Here is a 14,493-nt window from a genome sequence, read left to right on the forward strand (position 1 = left end):
GTTTTGTCGTATCCGGAATGCCGTACGCAGGGGACGGCGGCGTTCTGCAAGGAAATATCGTCTGGAAGGATAAAAAATGAACAATCGGACGACGCCGGCTGACGGCGAAAACGAGGCAGGCCAGACCCGGTCCGGGTTCGTGGCGTTGATCGGGGCGCCGAATGCGGGGAAATCCACGCTGGTCAACCACCTTGTGGGAACGAAGGTTTCTATCGTCACGCACAAGGTGCAGACGACACGCGCTCTTGTGCGCGGCATATTCATTGAAGATCAGGCGCAGATCGTCCTGGTGGACACACCTGGTATTTTCCGGCCGAAGCGCAGGCTCGACCGTGCCATGGTCACCACGGCCTGGGGCGGTGCGAAAGATGCCGACATCATTCTCGTTCTTCTCGATTCGCAAGGCGGTTTGAACGAGAACGCCGAAGCGCTGCTTTCAAGCATGAAGGACGTGCGCCAGAAGAAAGTTCTGGTGCTCAACAAGGTTGATCGTGTCGATCCGCCGGTTTTGCTGGACCTTGCCCGCAAGGCCAACGAGCTGGTCGCATTCGACCAGACCTTCATGATCTCGGCGCTGAACGGATCGGGCTGCAAGGATCTTGCGAAATATCTCGCAGAGAACGTGCCGAACGGTCCTTGGTATTATCCGGAAGATCAGATTTCCGACATGCCGATGCGGCAGCTTGCAGCCGAAATCACGCGCGAAAAGCTCTATCTGCGCCTGCATGAAGAACTGCCTTACTCGTCGACGGTGGAAACCGAACGCTGGGAAGAGCGCAAGGATGGATCAGTCCGCATCGAGCAGGTGATCTATGTCGAGCGCGAAAGCCAGAAGAAGATCGTGCTTGGCCACAAGGGCGAGACGATCAAGGCAATCGGGCAATCCGCGCGCAAGGAAATCTCCGAGATATTGGAACAGACGGTTCATCTCTTCCTTTTCGTGAAAGTGCGTGAGAACTGGGGCAACGACCCGGAACGCTATCGTGAAATGGGCCTTGATTTTCCAACCTAAATTATAAGACTGGCGGCCATGGAATGGCGCGATGAAGGCATAATTCTCGGGACACGACGCCATGGCGAGACAAGCGCCATCGTGGAAGTGATGACCCGTGAGCATGGCCGCCATATGGGTATGGTGCGCGGCGGGCGTTCCCGCCGCATGCAGCCTTTGCTACAGCCGGGCAATCATGTGGACGTGACATGGTGGGCGCGGCTGGACGAGCATATGGGCAGTTTTACCATCGAACCGCTGGAATTTGCCGCCGCCCGCCTCATCGAAACGCCAGTGGCGTTATACGGTATCCAACTGGCGGCTTCCCATTTGCGTCTCCTGCCGGAACGCGATCCGCATCGCGGCCTCTATGAGACATTGCGGCTCATCATCGAACATTTTGACGATCCGTTGGCCTCTGGCGAACTGGTGCTGCGTTTCGAAGTGATGATGCTTGAAGAGCTGGGCTTCGGCCTTGATCTCAAGAAATGCGCGGCAACAGGCGTCAAGGAAGACCTGATCTATGTGTCGCCGAAATCCGGGCGCGCGGTCTGCCGTGATGCCGGGGCGCCTTGGGCCGACAAGCTGCTGCTGCTGCCCGGCTTCGTCAACAATACTGCTGTTCGCGCGTCGTCCTATGACGACATCGATCATGCCTTCACGATGACCGGCTATTTTCTGATGCGGCATGTCTGGGAGCCGCGTGCTGTAACACCGCCTGATGCGCGCGGCGGGTTTTTGAATGCTCTCGGGCGAGCGATCAATGTCTCGCAGGCAAGCTGAAAACCTCACCTTCGAAGGCATCCGCTCCGCGTCCGATTGCGCGTACGGCCGCAGTCATTCGTCCGTTTCGCCCCAGAACTTCGTCTGCGAGCGATATGAGCCGGATATTCGGCGTCGCAGATGGTGACAGGCTGCGAACAAGCGCGGCAAGCTCGCTTTCATCCAGCGCCGGGTTTAAAGCCGAAGCGATGATATAAGCCGCGGCCGTAGAACGAGAAATGCCAGCATAACAATGGATGAGCAAAGGCGCATCCATGGACCAGCTCTTCGCGAAGTTCAGAAGTCCCCGCACATGGGTTTCATCGGGGGCGACCAACCCCTCGCGCAATTCGATAATATCGTTGAATGTCAGCGACAGACGGACGGCATCGTAGCCATCAGGCAGAGCCGCCGGGGCCTCGCTTCCAAGCGTCACGACATGGCTGGGCTGGTGCGATGCGAGTTGTGTTGCCAGTTGCGACAAGGGCGTCACGACGATCCGGCTCATCGGGGGTGTCGTGCCTTGTCCAATGCCGCAAATCGCGCCAGGAAATCCATCTGCACGTCTTGTGTGGGGCGCGGTGCGATATCCAGCCCTGCGGGGTCGAAGCCACGCGGGCGCCCGAAATATTTAACGGCCTCGGTCTCGGTGAAACCGGCAAGTCGCGTGGCTTCAAAGAAAGCGGCAACCTGATCCGCGCGCTTGATCAGCGTCTTGAGCTGCGCAGGCACAGTTACCGGCAGCGAGAAGCGCAGGTGAATTGCGTTTTCCAGCCGCGTTTCGATTATCTTGTAATTGCCACCCATCACCGCCTTGAAGGGCGAGATCATGTCACCGATCACATATTCCGGTGCGTCGTGCAGGAGTGACAATAGCTGCCATTCAACGCTGGCATCGGGCACCAGCCGGTTGAATATCTGATCCACGAGCAGCGAATGCTGTGCGACCGAAAAAGCATGTTCACCAACAGTCTGACCGTTCCAGCGCGCAACACGGGCAAGGCCGTGAGCAATATCTTCGATTTCAATATCGAGCGGCGAGGGGTCAAGCAGGTCGAGACGGCGTCCCGACAACATGCGTTGCCAGGCACGTGTCTTGCCGGAAGATCGGTCGGCGCTTGCCATCAGGCGTTACCCGCTTCAGCTTCCGGAAACCCGAACCGCACGTGAGGCGGCAAGGTGAGTGTTATGGGCGTTTCGCCAGCCAGAATCGGACTACCCGCATCTATCGCATCCTTGGCGCGATCGATGCGCACAAGCGCGATGCCGATAGTGTCAGCGGAGCTTCCTGTCGTGCCGATCTCGCGCCCATCAACGGTAATAGGCGTACCCATCGGAGGCAGATTTCCATCGGAGTGTGCCACCAGAACGCGCCGCCGAGCCGTACCGCGATGCTGCATGCGCGACACGACTTCCTGCCCGATGAAACAGCCTTTCGGGAAGGAAACGCCGCCGGTCTGGTCGAAATTGACGTCATGCGGGAATACGTCATTATAAGCGAAATCCGTTTCGCCTTCCGCTATGCCATACTCTGCGCGCAGCTTTGTCCATGCGCTTTCATCGGTCGTGCCATCGGCCGGACCGTAAATCCGGTGTACGTTCAGCTCGGTCGGAAAGCGGCTGTCCCGCTTGATTGAATCATTCTGTGAAGGATGTGATTGAGTTTGCCAGGAAACACTGACAAGCGATTCTGGTAGTTGCGTTATTTCGGCTTTCGCACGCAGCCTATAGAGGGTGATACGTTTGATGAAATCGGCGGCAATGCTTACCGGGAGATCGAAACGCAAGCCGCCATCAATGCGTGAAACGAGAAAATCGAACAGGATTTTCCCTTGCGGAGCGAGCAATGCTCCCGGTTTCAGGTTGTCCGGTCCAAGCTTGTCGAGGTCGGTGGTAATCACAGCCTGCAGAAATTTTTCCGCCTCTTCGCCAGTGATATGAACCAAAGCCCTGTTTGAAAGATTTACCACTTCAACTGCCGTCGTCATCGCTTCGTCCTTGCCTTTCGCGCCTTCGTTACGTAAGCCCCAATGGAAAGGCTCGCAAGTCCTATCAATCTGGCAGGAGACAACTATGGCCGAAACATTCGATACGATTTTGAAGAGTGCAACCATCGTCAATCACGACGGTATAGGCCAACGCGACGTCGGTATTCGCAATGGTCGCATCGCTGCCATAGGCTCTCTTTCCACACATACGGCAGGTGAGGTGATCGACTGCACCGGCCTGCATATTCTGCCCGGCGTGGTGGATAGCCAGGTCCATTTCCGCGAACCTGGCCTTGAACACAAGGAAGATCTCGAAACCGGTTCACTCGCAGCCGTGCTGGGTGGGGTGACCTCCGTGTTCGAGATGCCGAACACCAAGCCGCTCACCACTTCCGCCGAGACGCTGGAAGACAAGATTCGTCGTGGCCGCCATCGCATGCATTGCGATTTCGCTTTCTGGGTCGGTGGTACGCGCGACAATGCAAACGACGTTGCTGAACTGGAGCGCTTGCCGGGCGCTGCCGGGATCAAGGTTTTCATGGGATCGTCCACCGGCGATCTGCTTGTTGAAGACGATGATGGCGTTCGTTCGATCCTGAAGAATACGCGCCGTCGCGCGGCCTTCCACTCTGAAGACGAGTTCCGGTTGAAAGAACGCGAAGGCCTGCGCGTGCAGGGTGACCCGTCGAGCCATCCGGTCTGGCGCGATGAAGTTGCAGCACTTCAATGCACGGAACGGCTTGTGCGCATCGCACGCGATACCGGCGCCCGCATTCACGTACTGCATATCTCCACAGCCGAAGAAATCGACTTCCTGAAAGATCACAAGGATGTCGCGACGTGCGAAGCAACGCCGCATCATCTCACCTTGTCGGCAGACGATTACAAGACGCTCGGCAATCTCATCCAGATGAACCCGCCTGTCCGTGACAAGCGTCACCGCGATGGCGTATGGAAGGGCATCGATCAGGGTATTGTCGATGTGCTCGGTTCTGACCACGCTCCGCATACACTCGAAGAAAAGCAGAAGCCTTATCCGGCTTCCCCGTCCGGCATGACAGGCGTGCAGACACTGGTGCCGATCATGCTTGATCACATCAATGCGGGCAGGCTCACGCTGGAGCGCTTCGTCGATCTTTCCAGCCATGGCCCGAACCGTATTTTCGGTATGGCGCGCAAGGGTCGTATTGCAGTCGGCTACGATGCCGACCTGACCATCGTGGACATGAAGCGCCGCGAAACGATCACGCATGAGCAGGCCGGTTCGAAAGCCGGCTGGACACCCTATCATGGCAAGACTGTTACCGGATGGCCGATTGGCACTTTCGTGCGCGGCATAAAGGTGATGTGGGAAGCGGAGATCGTCAACGCCAACAAGGGCGAGCCGGTGGAATTCCTCGAGGCATTGCCGCATCGCTGAAGGTCGTCTCATGTTCGTTGTCAACCTGACCTACATCAAGCCTCTTGAGGAGATCGGGAGGCATCTCGAAGCGCATCGGGAATTTCTGGACCGGCAATATGCGGATGGCGTTTTCCTGGCTTCCGGGCCGAAAAACCCACGAGACGGCGGCGTGATCCTCGCAAGCGGTAAAGTCAGCAAGAGCGAGCTGGACGCGATACTGAGGCTTGATCCTTTCAGGCAACACGGACTGGCAACTTATGACGTCGTCGAGTTTACGCCAGCAAAGTATGCGCCTCCTCTTGGTGATCTTCTTTAAGGTAAGGAGCTGGCAACGTATTGGCGTAATCTGTCCGCTCTTTGTCCGTCAGGTGGCTTTTGATCCAAGTTGCAAGGCGTATTCTCTCCCTATAGTCTTTTTATAAGGAGAACAAAAATGTCCGCTCAAGATACTGCTTTGCTGGTTATCGACGCTCAGGAGTCATTCCGCCACCGGCCTTACTACCGGGACGAAGAGGTTGGCGCCTATATTGAACGCCAGCAGGCGCTGATCGATGGCGCCAGGCGTGCCGGTATTCCGGTGGTGCAGATTTTCCATGTCGAGAATGAAGGCCCATTCTCGGAAGCATCGGGTCTGGTGAAGGCGATTTCGCCCCTGTCGATTGAACCCGACGCGGTTTTCCGCAAGCGTCGCCACAGCGCGCTGGTGGGAAGTGGGCTTGATGTGTGGCTGGTTGCCAATGGTATCCGTCGCGTGCTGATTTCCGGTATCCGCACAGAGCAATGCTGCGAGACGACAACACGGCAGGCATCGGATTTTGGATATCACGTCGATTTCGTCAGTGAAGCGACATTGACCTTTCCCATGACTGACGCAAGCGGCCATGAGTGGAGCGCTGCGGACATCAAGGCTCGCACCGAGCTTGTTCTTGTCAATCGCTTTGCTCGTATCGTAACTGTGGAACAGGCGCTCGCCACGTCCGGAGAACGGAAGGCAGCATGAGTGACCAAGCGGACATTGTCCGGGTAGTTCCGGTTTATGTCGTAATCCCGCCGCGTGTGCTTCTGCTCGACGTGGCGGGACCGCTGGAGGTTTTGCGCAAGGCAAATCTTGAACAGCATAAGTTACGGTTCGACGTTTGTTATATCGGGCCAGCATCGACCGTGCTTAGTTCCATCGGTCTGCCAGTGGCGGGGGTGGAGCCTTTGCCAGAAGCCTTGCCAGATGACGCACTGGTCATTGTTTCGGGTGCTGCCGATATTCCGCTTGGAAACGCGGAGATCCACCGATCCGCTGATGCGGCACTGGAAAATGAAATCGTTCTATGGCTTCGCCGGGCAGTTCGCCCCGGTGTGCGGCTGGTGACGATCTGTTCCGGTGCGCTGCTCGCAGCGCGCGCGGGATTACTCGACGGCTATTCCTGCACCACGCACCATCTAACGCTTGGTGAACTCGAACGGCTGGCGCCTGCTGCACGCGTGCATGAGAACAGGCTGTTCGTTGAAGACGGCGAGCGGCTGACGAGCGCGGGCATCACCGCAGGCATCGATCTGATGCTGCACATCGTTGCAGGGCTGACCGATCACGCCACGGCGCTGGCGGTTGCGCGTTATCTGGTCGTTTATCTGCGGCGCAGTGGCAGTGATCCGCAACTATCGCCCTGGCTTGATGGGCGAAACCATATGAATCCGGTTGTGCATCGCGCACAGGATGCCATCGCGCACGATCCGGCGGCGGAATGGTCGGTGGAACGACTGGCGGATATTGGCGGTGCGAGTCCGCGCAACTTCTCGCGTCTGTTCAATGAATATGCCGGAATGACGGTGACCGACTATGTCAATCGTCTCAAGATCAGCCTTGCGCGCGAGATGCTTTTGAATTCCGAGCTCGATATCGAGAATGTAGCGGCGCAAGCGGGTTTTGCTTCCGCACGGCAGTTTCGCCGGGTCTGGCAACGCATCTACAACGAGCCGCCGAGCCGGGTACGTTTCGGGGTCTGACTATTCACCCGCAGTGAAAAAGCGCCAGCTACCGTCCGGCCCGATACCGATACTGTAGAAGATATAGCCGCCTGCTTTCTTCATATCCTCGAAATCACCGGCGGTGACGATTTCGAAAAGCTCCACGATCTGCGGCGGCGTCAGTCTGTCGAGGGGCATGGCGTAGAAATAGGGCCAGACATAAACCTCGTCGTCCTTGCCTGCATTCAGATGCACATAGCCGGTATCCAGTAGATCGACGATGATTGCCAGAACTTCACGGCCTGCTTCGTCGCCCGACAGCGATTTGAGGAAATCGATAACGTCTTCCTCATGATCCTCAAGCGAGAGCTGGGTGGCCTTGTCCTCGACGCCGAGGAGCGGTCGCAATTGCTCAATGTCGCCGGAGCGGGCAGCTTCCAGCATGCGCTCACGCGTCAGCCTCACAGGCTCGGGCAGCTTGTCGAAATCGCGGTGGATTTCCGGCATGGGCTTGGAGGATGCAGCCGGGGCAGGTGCGTTGTCCGGCGACACTCTTGGCACCGCGCGAGGAAGCGCGCCAGGCAGGGGAATAGGGGAAGAGCTGTCGCTTTCGTCCGTCACTGCACGGCCGCCGGGGCGTTGCAGGAAGTCCGACTGGTCCGCCAGCGCGAGGTCAAAAGAGCTTGCCGCAGCTGCGGGCAAGGCAATGCCACAGGCAAGGAATAACCCGGCCAATAAAGCTCGGAGCGAGGCGAAGTTCCTGATCGGGAATGACATTTGGCGCAAGGAGAGGGACGCCGGGAGGGAACTGCTACGCCGGTCTGGTCCCGCGACCGGCGCTTTATCGATGCTATTGAAGAATGCGCTGCGGCAGGAAGGTTCCCGCTACAATCTGTTCGCGCATTTTCTCAATCAGCTCCAGCGCACAATCGTCGCCCGCTTCACGGATCAGTTCAGTGAGCGCGGTCGTAAAGGCTGCTTCGGCAAGGATTTCCGGTTCGATACCTTCAGAGATACCGTCTGCCCAGGCCTCGTTGTGATATTCGATTGCGACGAGTTTCTTCTCGCGCGCAATCATTTCGTCCAGATCGGCCGGTGCATGTTCCATAGACTTCATCCTGGCTTTCGCCTTTCTGTTGCACTGTCGGTGTCTCACCGTTTCGCGGGAGCTCAACCATCTGGCAACGTGACTGCCTGCTTAAGACAGTGTTAACAGATTATCACGGATTTGAACGAACTAATCCTGTCAATCCGCACAAGAGTGAATGATTGGTTAATTTCCATAGCGCGAGATGATCTCGTTCGACAAGTCCTCGCCTTCCTTCATGTAGCGATCAATCGCCGCAAGCGCCGAAGGGGTGCAACGGGTATAATTGTCGCTGAACACGCGATACCCGTGGTTGAAGCTCGAAATGAGCCGCACCCGTTCGGCTTCGGAAGGCTTTTCCGCCGTCACAATCGCATCCATCCGATCTCGCCATTCGCTGCCAGCTTCGCCACACAGATTGCGCAGATAGTGAAGCGAGCCGAGAATTTCGGCGAGCCGCAACATCTTCCCTTCATAGGGCGCGTCCTGAGCGGAAGCCGGACATGCCGCCCCGACCCATAAAGCGATCGAGAAGCAGATAGCCGGTCGAAAAAACGGAATGCTTTTCAATCGAAAACCTCTCACCTGAAAATGAGCTATTGCTATAAATCGGGGCCTCTTCAAGGCAGATCGCTAAACAGGATTAATATCCAAGCGCTCGTCTTCATTTTCCGCCACCGTGCGGGCGACATCGAGGGTACTGTCCGTCACCTTTGCGGACGCCATTTCTTCTATTGTCAGCCAGTGAATGGATGCGGCGTCGTCTCCGGCAATTTCCTGCCCCGAAACTTCGATGGCCCGGAACACAGACAGATAATAGCTCTTGTCATATGCCTTTCCCTCAAGCGCCAGATCTACAGTAATGACGTGAGATAGCGACCTTGCATCAAGCGCCGTTTCTTCCTTGAGTTCGCGGATCGCGGCTTGTTCGGGTGTTTCGCCCGGTTCGATACTTCCTCCCGGAAAGGCAAGCCAGCCTTTCCACGGCTCCTTCCCGCGCTCGACCAGAAGGAAGCGCCCTTCGCGTCTGCAGATCAGCGAAACACCATGAATCTTCAGAGGTATCGGAACTACGGGAACTGTTTTCATCACGCTAGAGCTACACCGTTGGTAATGGAAAAGCACCCCTTGACCGGCGCAGAAAAACGCTAAACATGGCTACCATGTGTGGACGTTTTTCATTGACTGCAAGCCGGGAGGAGCTGGAAGCCTTCGCGGCCGCATTGATCGCAGAGGATTTTCCTCCACGATACAACATCGCGCCAACGCAACCCATATTGACTATTCTGGGCGGGGAAACGCCACCGCCGGGCAGCAACAGGCCGGATCGCGTCGGCTTGCTGGTGCGATGGGGCTTTGTCCCGTCATGGGTCAAAGACCCGAACGACTGGCCGCTCATGTTCAACATCCGCTCCGAGACGGCTGCAGAGAAGAATTCGTTCCGTGCGGCGCTGAACCATCGGCGAGCCCTGATCCCGGCATCGGGTTTCTATGAATGGCGCCGTGAGGGGAAGAACAAGGCTCAAGCCTACTGGGTGCGCCCGCGAAAGGGCGGAATTGTCGCTTTTGGCGGCTTGATCGAGACATGGAGCAGTGCGGACGGATCGCAGATCGATACCGGAGGCATATTGACGACGAGTGCCAACGGCCTGTTGCGGCCGATCCATGAACGGATGCCTGTTGTTGTGCAGCCGGAAGATTTTGCCCGCTGGCTGGACTGCAAACGTTTTCTGCCGCGCGAAGTAGCGGATATCATGCGTCCGGCTCAGGATGATTTCTTTGAAGCAATTCCGGTGTCGGACAAGGTCAACAAGGTGGCCAACACAACGCCCGATTTGCAGGAGCGTGTAGAGGAACAGGTTCCTTCGGAGCATGCAAAGCCAAAGCGAAAGAACAAGCCCGAATCCGATGACGGAAATGGCGGGCAGCTTTCGATGTTCTGACCGTGACCGCCAGTCTTGCTGAACTGGCGCTATTTGTTACGCATCCACCGACTCTGATTGCCGAGCCTGCGCGGCTCGGCGCTGAACGACATCAGCTTCTTCAGCCTGTCTTCTTGACGGCGAGAATGGAACGCCGGCGATTGTCGTTACGACCGTCGCTGCTGCGCCGCGTTGCGTTCAGCAATGCTGCAACAAGCACGGCAGGCCCGATTTCGCGGTATTTATCAACCAGTCGGTCTTGGCGGGGTTGCAGTTCACTCTTAGACATTGGTCCTTCCTTTCGATAATGCCTGCTCACCATTTTGTGATTGATTGAGACCGAATGAAGGCTGTTTGGAGCCGGTTTTGCGGTTTTCCGGTTAACGCGGGAAAGGGGGATATGCAGGTTGCAAAAATACAACATGCTTGGTGATCTCACTAAACTATCAGCCGCTTAGCGAAAGTTCTTGACGGAAGCACTCCTGCTGAGGATAAGTGCAGCCATGAAAACGCCGACCACGATCATTTGTATTTGTGCGATTATTATTGGCTAGCAGTTTGCTGGCCCGGCCGTTTTCGTCTCCCTTTCATAAAAATTGGATGATAACGCCCCGGCCAGTCGGCTGCGGTCAGTTGCGCACTGATTTCACAGGTCTATTTGGGGAATATTTACAATGGCTTATGCGCCACAACTGCGTCTGTACAACACGCTGACCCGCACGAAGGAGGAGTTTTCTCCTCTCGATGCTGACAATGTGCGCATGTATGTCTGCGGACCAACGGTTTATGACTTCGCGCATATAGGCAATGCCCGTCCGGTGATCGTTTTCGACGTGTTGTTTCGTCTGCTGCGTCATGTCTATGGCGCAGAACATGTCACCTATGCGCGCAACATTACCGACGTTGATGACAAGATTAACGCCCGTGCCGCGCGGGATTACCCTGATCTTGCCTTCAATGAAGCCATTCGTCGGGTGACGGAAAGCACCAATGCGCAGTTTCAGGCTGACGTGACGGCACTCGGCAATCTGCAGCCCAGTGTTCAGCCGCGTGCAACCGAGCATATGGACGAGATGCGCGCGATGATCGATCGTCTCGTGAAGCTTGGTGTGGCCTATGTGGCTGAGGACCATGTCCTCTTCTCGCCGTCCGCCATGAATGAACGGAAGGGGCCGCGCTATGGTGCGCTCGCCCGCCGTTCGCTGGATGAGATGCTGGCTGGCGCCCGCGTTGACGTCGCGTCTTACAAACGGGACGAAATGGATTTCGTCTTGTGGAAACCGTCGAAAGAGGGCGAGCCGGGCTGGTCGTCTCCTGCGGGGATTGCGGTGCTGGGCCGGCCGGGCTGGCACATCGAGTGCTCGGCCATGTCGATGGCCAAGCTGCTTGAGCCGTTTGGTGGCGGATTGAAGTGCGATGATCCGCTGAAGAACCAGTTCGACATTCATGGCGGCGGCATCGATCTCGTCTTCCCGCATCACGAGAACGAAATTGCGCAGTCATGCTGCGCATTCGGCACTGAGCGGATGGCAAACATCTGGATGCATAACGGCTTCTTGCAGGTCGAAGGGCAGAAGATGTCGAAATCGCTCGGCAATTTCATCACCATTCGCGATGTGCTGAACGAAGGCCTGCCGCAACTGGGCGTATGGGATGACGTGGATGCGCGTGATCGCTGGATCGGTCTGGCGGCACGCTTGTCGATGCTACAGACGCATTATCGTGAGCCGATCAACTGGACGGCGCAGCGTCTGGCAGAATCCGCCGACGAACTGCATCGCTGGTATGGCTTGCTGCGCGACAGGAAGTTCACTGTACCGGAAACGCTGACCGCAGTTGGTGAAGTCGTTGAGGCCTTGTCTGACGATTTGAACAGCTGGACGGCGATCACCGCATTGCGCAAGGCTTTCAAAGCACGCGATATCACCGGATTAGGCGAGGGCATGGCGCTGCTGGGCTTGTTGGATCCGCATTTCGTTATGGCTGAAGATATTCCTGTCTTTGCAAAGGCGGAAGTGGATCATCAAGCCATCGAAGCACGTATCGCGGAGCGTCTGCGCTTCATCAATGAGAAGAACTGGGCCGAGGCTGATCGCATTCGCGACGAACTGCTTCAGGAAGGTGTTCAGCTCAAGGATGGCAAGGACCCGGTAACGGGCGAACGCACAACCAGCTGGGATGTGGTAGGCTAACAAGCTTATGGAGCAGGGAGGATGACATGACGCTTGATAACAAACCGATCTATACCGGCGGATGCCAGTGCGGTGCGGTTCGCTTTCGCGTCGACGGCGCGATGGGCTCCGCATCGATCTGCCATTGCCGCATGTGCCAGAAAGCGTTCGGTAATTTCTATGCGCCGCTGGTTTCGGTGAGCGATGCGAAGCTGGAATGGACGCGCAACGAGCCGAAGCGCTTTCGTTCGTCCAATCATGTGCAGCGGGGCTTTTGTCCCGAATGCGGCACGCCGCTTACCTACGAAGCGCCCGACGGGATCGCGCTTGCCATAGGCGCTTTCGATGCGCCGGAGGAAATCGAGCCGACGGTTCAGTGGGGCATCGAAAAGCAGCTGCCCTATGTGCCGGAACTTGCAAATCTTCCCGGCTACACAACGGAACGCGATCCGGAGAGCATCGAATTTGTACGAACGATGATTTCCTACCAGCATCCCGATTACGACACTGAAAGCTGGCCGCAACAGCAAGGTTGACCGGACCGCAGACCCACCGACAGGCAGGCACAATGGCACGCGAACGCATCTATATCTACGACACCACTTTGCGGGATGGGCAGCAGACACCCGGCATTGATTTTTCCGTGGAGGACAAGAAGTCGATTGTCGCGCTGCTGGAAGAGCTCGGCGTCGATTATGTGGAAGGCGGTTATCCGGGAGCCAACCCGACTGATACGGCTTTCTTCAAGCGTCGCCAGACCGCTCGCGCCAAGTTCGTGGCCTTTGGCATGACGAAGCGTGCAGGCGTTTCGGCATCCAATGATCCCGGCCTTTCCAGTCTGCTTCAGGCCTCTGCCGATGCTGTTTGCTTCGTTGCCAAGAGCTGGGACTATCATGTCCGCCTGGCGCTGGGCTGTACCAATGAGGAAAATCTGGAGTCGATCACCGCTTCCGTCACGGCTGCGCGTATGGCAGGACGGGAAGCGCTGGTCGATTGCGAGCATTTCTTCGACGGATACAAGGCCAATCCCGAATATGCGCTTGCCTGTGCCAAGGCTGCCTATTCGGCAGGTGCGCGCTGGGTTGTGCTTTGCGATACGAATGGCGGCACGCAACCGTCGGAAATCGCCGAAATTGTTGCCGCCGTGACGGCTGTAGTTCCGGGTGAAAGCCTTGGCATCCACGCCCATAACGACACCGAGCAGGCGGTCGCCGTCTCGCTTGCAGCTATCGATGCGGGTGTTCGCCATGTGCAGGGGACCCTCAACGGGATAGGCGAGCGTTGCGGCAATGCCAATCTCGTTTCGCTGATCCCTACACTGGCGCTGAAACCCTATTGGGCCGAGCGTTTTGAGCTGGGGATCAAGCCAGCTGCGCTGAAGGGGATCACGCGGATTTCGCGCGCCTTCGATGATATCCTGAATCGTCCGCCGACGGAGCAGGCACCCTATACCGGCACTTCCGCATTTGCGACCAAGGCCGGAATTCATGCTTCCGCGCTGCTCAAGGAACCGCAGACCTATGAGCATGTGCCACCGGAATCCGTTGGCAACAGCCGGCGTGTCATGGTGTCGGATCAGGGTGGAAAGTCCAATTTCATCGCCGAACTGGAACGCCGGGGCATTCGCGTTGCGAAGGACGATGTGCGTCTCGATACGTTGATTGCCGTGGTCAAGGAGCGCGAAGCCGAAGGCTATGCCTATGAAGGCGCGGATGCGAGTTTCGAGCTGCTCGCGCGCAATATGCTGACGCCACAGCCGGAATTCTTCAAGGTCGAATCCTTCCGCTGCCTCGTCGAGCGTCGTTTCGATGCCAACGGCATGTTGAAGACCGTTTCCGAAGCCGTGGTCAAGGTTGAGGTCGATGGCGAGGTTCGCATGTCGGTCGCCGAAGGACATGGCCCGGTCAACGCGCTCGATATTGCATTGCGCAAGGACCTCGGGCGTTTTCAGGCCGAAATCGAGGATCTTGAACTGGTGGACTTCAAGGTGCGTATCCTCAATGGCGGTACGGCGGCTATCACGCGCGTTCTGATAGAATCCGGAGATGCGACCGGTGCCCGCTGGCGCACGGTTGGCGTGTCGGACAATATCATCGACGCATCCTTCCAGGCACTGATGGACTCGGTCAATTACAAGCTGATGAAGAACCGCGCGATGGCCGGACTGGCTGCTGCTGAGTAAACCCATCTGTTCACGGCGATTGATGCTTC

General features: G+C 57.1%; 18 protein-coding genes. 10 read left to right on the forward strand and 8 right to left on the reverse strand.

Features of this window, described 5'->3' with window-relative positions; translation table 11 throughout:
• Positions 1–76: 76 nt before the first annotated feature.
• Positions 77–1,012: a GTPase Era gene (era, locus tag LJ361_RS03515; RefSeq protein ID WP_036585794.1), complete on the forward strand. Its 936-nt coding sequence runs from the start codon at positions 77–79 to the stop codon at positions 1,010–1,012.
• A gap of 18 nt (positions 1,013–1,030) precedes the next feature.
• Complete coding sequence (recO, locus tag LJ361_RS03520; protein WP_010661643.1) at positions 1,031–1,774, forward strand: DNA repair protein RecO; 744 nt, start codon at positions 1,031–1,033, stop codon at positions 1,772–1,774.
• Here the strand turns inward: recO and LJ361_RS03525 are convergent.
• From LJ361_RS03525 to LJ361_RS03535, 3 genes are read right to left on the reverse strand one after another with little or no spacing between them, the layout of a single operon-like run.
• Positions 1,752–2,261: a tyrosine phosphatase family protein gene (locus tag LJ361_RS03525; protein WP_264812706.1), complete on the reverse strand. Its 510-nt coding sequence runs from the start codon at positions 2,259–2,261 to the stop codon at positions 1,752–1,754. The genes recO and LJ361_RS03525 overlap by 23 nt on opposite strands.
• Positions 2,258–2,878: a YfbR-like 5'-deoxynucleotidase gene (locus LJ361_RS03530; protein WP_029925250.1), complete on the reverse strand. Its 621-nt coding sequence runs from the start codon at positions 2,876–2,878 to the stop codon at positions 2,258–2,260. Before LJ361_RS03530 ends, LJ361_RS03525 begins: the two co-directional genes overlap by 4 nt.
• Positions 2,878–3,741, reverse strand: coding sequence for a YgfZ/GcvT domain-containing protein (locus LJ361_RS03535; RefSeq protein ID WP_029925248.1), 864 nt, complete (start codon positions 3,739–3,741; stop codon positions 2,878–2,880). Before LJ361_RS03535 ends, LJ361_RS03530 begins: the two co-directional genes overlap by 1 nt.
• Before the next feature lie 85 nt (positions 3,742–3,826).
• On the opposite strand from LJ361_RS03535, the gene LJ361_RS03540 reads away from it, so the two are divergent.
• The 4 genes from LJ361_RS03540 to LJ361_RS03555 all read left to right on the forward strand — a co-directional run bounded on the left by LJ361_RS03540 (position 3,827) and on the right by LJ361_RS03555 (position 7,141).
• Positions 3,827–5,161 (forward strand): dihydroorotase, encoded by a 1,335-nt coding sequence (locus LJ361_RS03540; RefSeq protein WP_264812707.1) that lies wholly within the window; start codon positions 3,827–3,829, stop codon positions 5,159–5,161.
• A 10-nt stretch (positions 5,162–5,171) separates the two neighbouring features.
• Positions 5,172–5,459: a YciI family protein gene (locus LJ361_RS03545; protein ID WP_036585790.1), complete on the forward strand. Its 288-nt coding sequence runs from the start codon at positions 5,172–5,174 to the stop codon at positions 5,457–5,459.
• A 117-nt stretch (positions 5,460–5,576) separates the two neighbouring features.
• Complete coding sequence (locus tag LJ361_RS03550; protein WP_010661649.1) at positions 5,577–6,143, forward strand: isochorismatase family protein; 567 nt, start codon at positions 5,577–5,579, stop codon at positions 6,141–6,143.
• A complete protein-coding gene (locus LJ361_RS03555; RefSeq protein ID WP_036585787.1) occupies positions 6,140–7,141 on the forward strand; it encodes a GlxA family transcriptional regulator in 1,002 nt (333 codons plus the stop codon). The genes LJ361_RS03550 and LJ361_RS03555 overlap by 4 nt, the downstream gene beginning before the upstream one ends.
• Here LJ361_RS03555 and LJ361_RS03560 read toward each other — a convergent pair whose 3' ends face one another.
• The 4 genes from LJ361_RS03560 to LJ361_RS03575 all read right to left on the reverse strand — a co-directional run bounded on the left by LJ361_RS03560 (position 7,142) and on the right by LJ361_RS03575 (position 9,278).
• Positions 7,142–7,879: a hypothetical protein gene (locus LJ361_RS03560; protein ID WP_029925242.1), complete on the reverse strand. Its 738-nt coding sequence runs from the start codon at positions 7,877–7,879 to the stop codon at positions 7,142–7,144.
• Between the two features lie 73 nt (positions 7,880–7,952).
• The gene (locus LJ361_RS03565) at positions 7,953–8,219 is read right to left on the reverse strand and encodes a hypothetical protein (protein ID WP_010661652.1); all 267 of its coding nucleotides are present in this window, start codon (positions 8,217–8,219) and stop codon (positions 7,953–7,955) included.
• Between the two features lie 156 nt (positions 8,220–8,375).
• Complete coding sequence (locus LJ361_RS03570; protein ID WP_373418758.1) at positions 8,376–8,750, reverse strand: TIGR02301 family protein; 375 nt, start codon at positions 8,748–8,750, stop codon at positions 8,376–8,378.
• A 72-nt stretch (positions 8,751–8,822) separates the two neighbouring features.
• On the reverse strand, positions 8,823–9,278 hold the full coding sequence (locus tag LJ361_RS03575; RefSeq protein WP_151665409.1) for an NUDIX hydrolase: 456 nt from the start codon (positions 9,276–9,278) through the stop codon (positions 8,823–8,825).
• Between the two features lie 74 nt (positions 9,279–9,352).
• Between LJ361_RS03575 and LJ361_RS03580 the strand changes: the two genes are divergently transcribed.
• Complete coding sequence (locus LJ361_RS03580) at positions 9,353–10,132, forward strand: SOS response-associated peptidase (RefSeq protein ID WP_010661655.1); 780 nt, start codon at positions 9,353–9,355, stop codon at positions 10,130–10,132.
• 100 nt (positions 10,133–10,232) lie between these two features.
• Here the strand turns inward: LJ361_RS03580 and LJ361_RS03585 are convergent, their stop codons facing one another.
• On the reverse strand, positions 10,233–10,400 hold the full coding sequence (locus LJ361_RS03585; RefSeq protein WP_010661656.1) for a hypothetical protein: 168 nt from the start codon (positions 10,398–10,400) through the stop codon (positions 10,233–10,235).
• 385 nt (positions 10,401–10,785) lie between these two features.
• On the opposite strand from LJ361_RS03585, the gene cysS reads away from it, so the two are divergent.
• The 3 genes from cysS to cimA are packed head-to-tail and all read left to right on the forward strand — an operon-like array spanning position 10,786 to position 14,464.
• Entirely contained in the window at positions 10,786–12,303 is a 1,518-nt protein-coding gene (gene cysS / locus LJ361_RS03590; RefSeq protein WP_123218616.1) for a cysteine--tRNA ligase, read from the forward strand.
• Between the two features lie 26 nt (positions 12,304–12,329).
• Entirely contained in the window at positions 12,330–12,818 is a 489-nt protein-coding gene (locus LJ361_RS03595; protein WP_010661658.1) for a GFA family protein, read from the forward strand.
• A 32-nt stretch (positions 12,819–12,850) separates the two neighbouring features.
• Entirely contained in the window at positions 12,851–14,464 is a 1,614-nt protein-coding gene (gene cimA / locus LJ361_RS03600; RefSeq protein ID WP_010661659.1) for a citramalate synthase, read from the forward strand.
• The last annotated feature ends 29 nt before the right edge of the window (positions 14,465–14,493 follow it).

Source organism: Brucella sp. JSBI001 (assembly GCF_026014005.1).
Taxonomy (GTDB): domain Bacteria; phylum Pseudomonadota; class Alphaproteobacteria; order Rhizobiales; family Rhizobiaceae; genus Brucella; species Brucella anthropi.

Bases quoted from the DNA above. Each gene is read 5' to 3' on its own strand.
- era (WP_036585794.1), top strand. From the start codon at position 77: ATGAACAATCGGACGACGCCGGCTGACGGCGAAAACGAGGCAGGCCAG.
- recO (WP_010661643.1), top strand. From the start codon at position 1,031: ATGGAATGGCGCGATGAAGGCATAATTCTCGGGACACGACGCCATGGC.
- LJ361_RS03525 (WP_264812706.1), bottom strand. From the start codon at position 2,261: ATGAGCCGGATCGTCGTGACGCCCTTGTCGCAACTGGCAACACAACTC.
- LJ361_RS03530 (WP_029925250.1), bottom strand. From the start codon at position 2,878: ATGGCAAGCGCCGACCGATCTTCCGGCAAGACACGTGCCTGGCAACGC.
- LJ361_RS03535 (WP_029925248.1), bottom strand. From the start codon at position 3,741: ATGACGACGGCAGTTGAAGTGGTAAATCTTTCAAACAGGGCTTTGGTT.
- LJ361_RS03540 (WP_264812707.1), top strand. From the start codon at position 3,827: ATGGCCGAAACATTCGATACGATTTTGAAGAGTGCAACCATCGTCAAT.
- LJ361_RS03545 (WP_036585790.1), top strand. From the start codon at position 5,172: ATGTTCGTTGTCAACCTGACCTACATCAAGCCTCTTGAGGAGATCGGG.
- LJ361_RS03550 (WP_010661649.1), top strand. From the start codon at position 5,577: ATGTCCGCTCAAGATACTGCTTTGCTGGTTATCGACGCTCAGGAGTCA.
- LJ361_RS03555 (WP_036585787.1), top strand. From the start codon at position 6,140: ATGAGTGACCAAGCGGACATTGTCCGGGTAGTTCCGGTTTATGTCGTA.
- LJ361_RS03560 (WP_029925242.1), bottom strand. From the start codon at position 7,879: ATGTCATTCCCGATCAGGAACTTCGCCTCGCTCCGAGCTTTATTGGCC.
- LJ361_RS03565 (WP_010661652.1), bottom strand. From the start codon at position 8,219: ATGAAGTCTATGGAACATGCACCGGCCGATCTGGACGAAATGATTGCG.
- LJ361_RS03575 (WP_151665409.1), bottom strand. From the start codon at position 9,278: ATGAAAACAGTTCCCGTAGTTCCGATACCTCTGAAGATTCATGGTGTT.
- LJ361_RS03580 (WP_010661655.1), top strand. From the start codon at position 9,353: ATGTGTGGACGTTTTTCATTGACTGCAAGCCGGGAGGAGCTGGAAGCC.
- LJ361_RS03585 (WP_010661656.1), bottom strand. From the start codon at position 10,400: ATGTCTAAGAGTGAACTGCAACCCCGCCAAGACCGACTGGTTGATAAA.
- cysS (WP_123218616.1), top strand. From the start codon at position 10,786: ATGGCTTATGCGCCACAACTGCGTCTGTACAACACGCTGACCCGCACG.
- LJ361_RS03595 (WP_010661658.1), top strand. From the start codon at position 12,330: ATGACGCTTGATAACAAACCGATCTATACCGGCGGATGCCAGTGCGGT.
- cimA (WP_010661659.1), top strand. From the start codon at position 12,851: ATGGCACGCGAACGCATCTATATCTACGACACCACTTTGCGGGATGGG.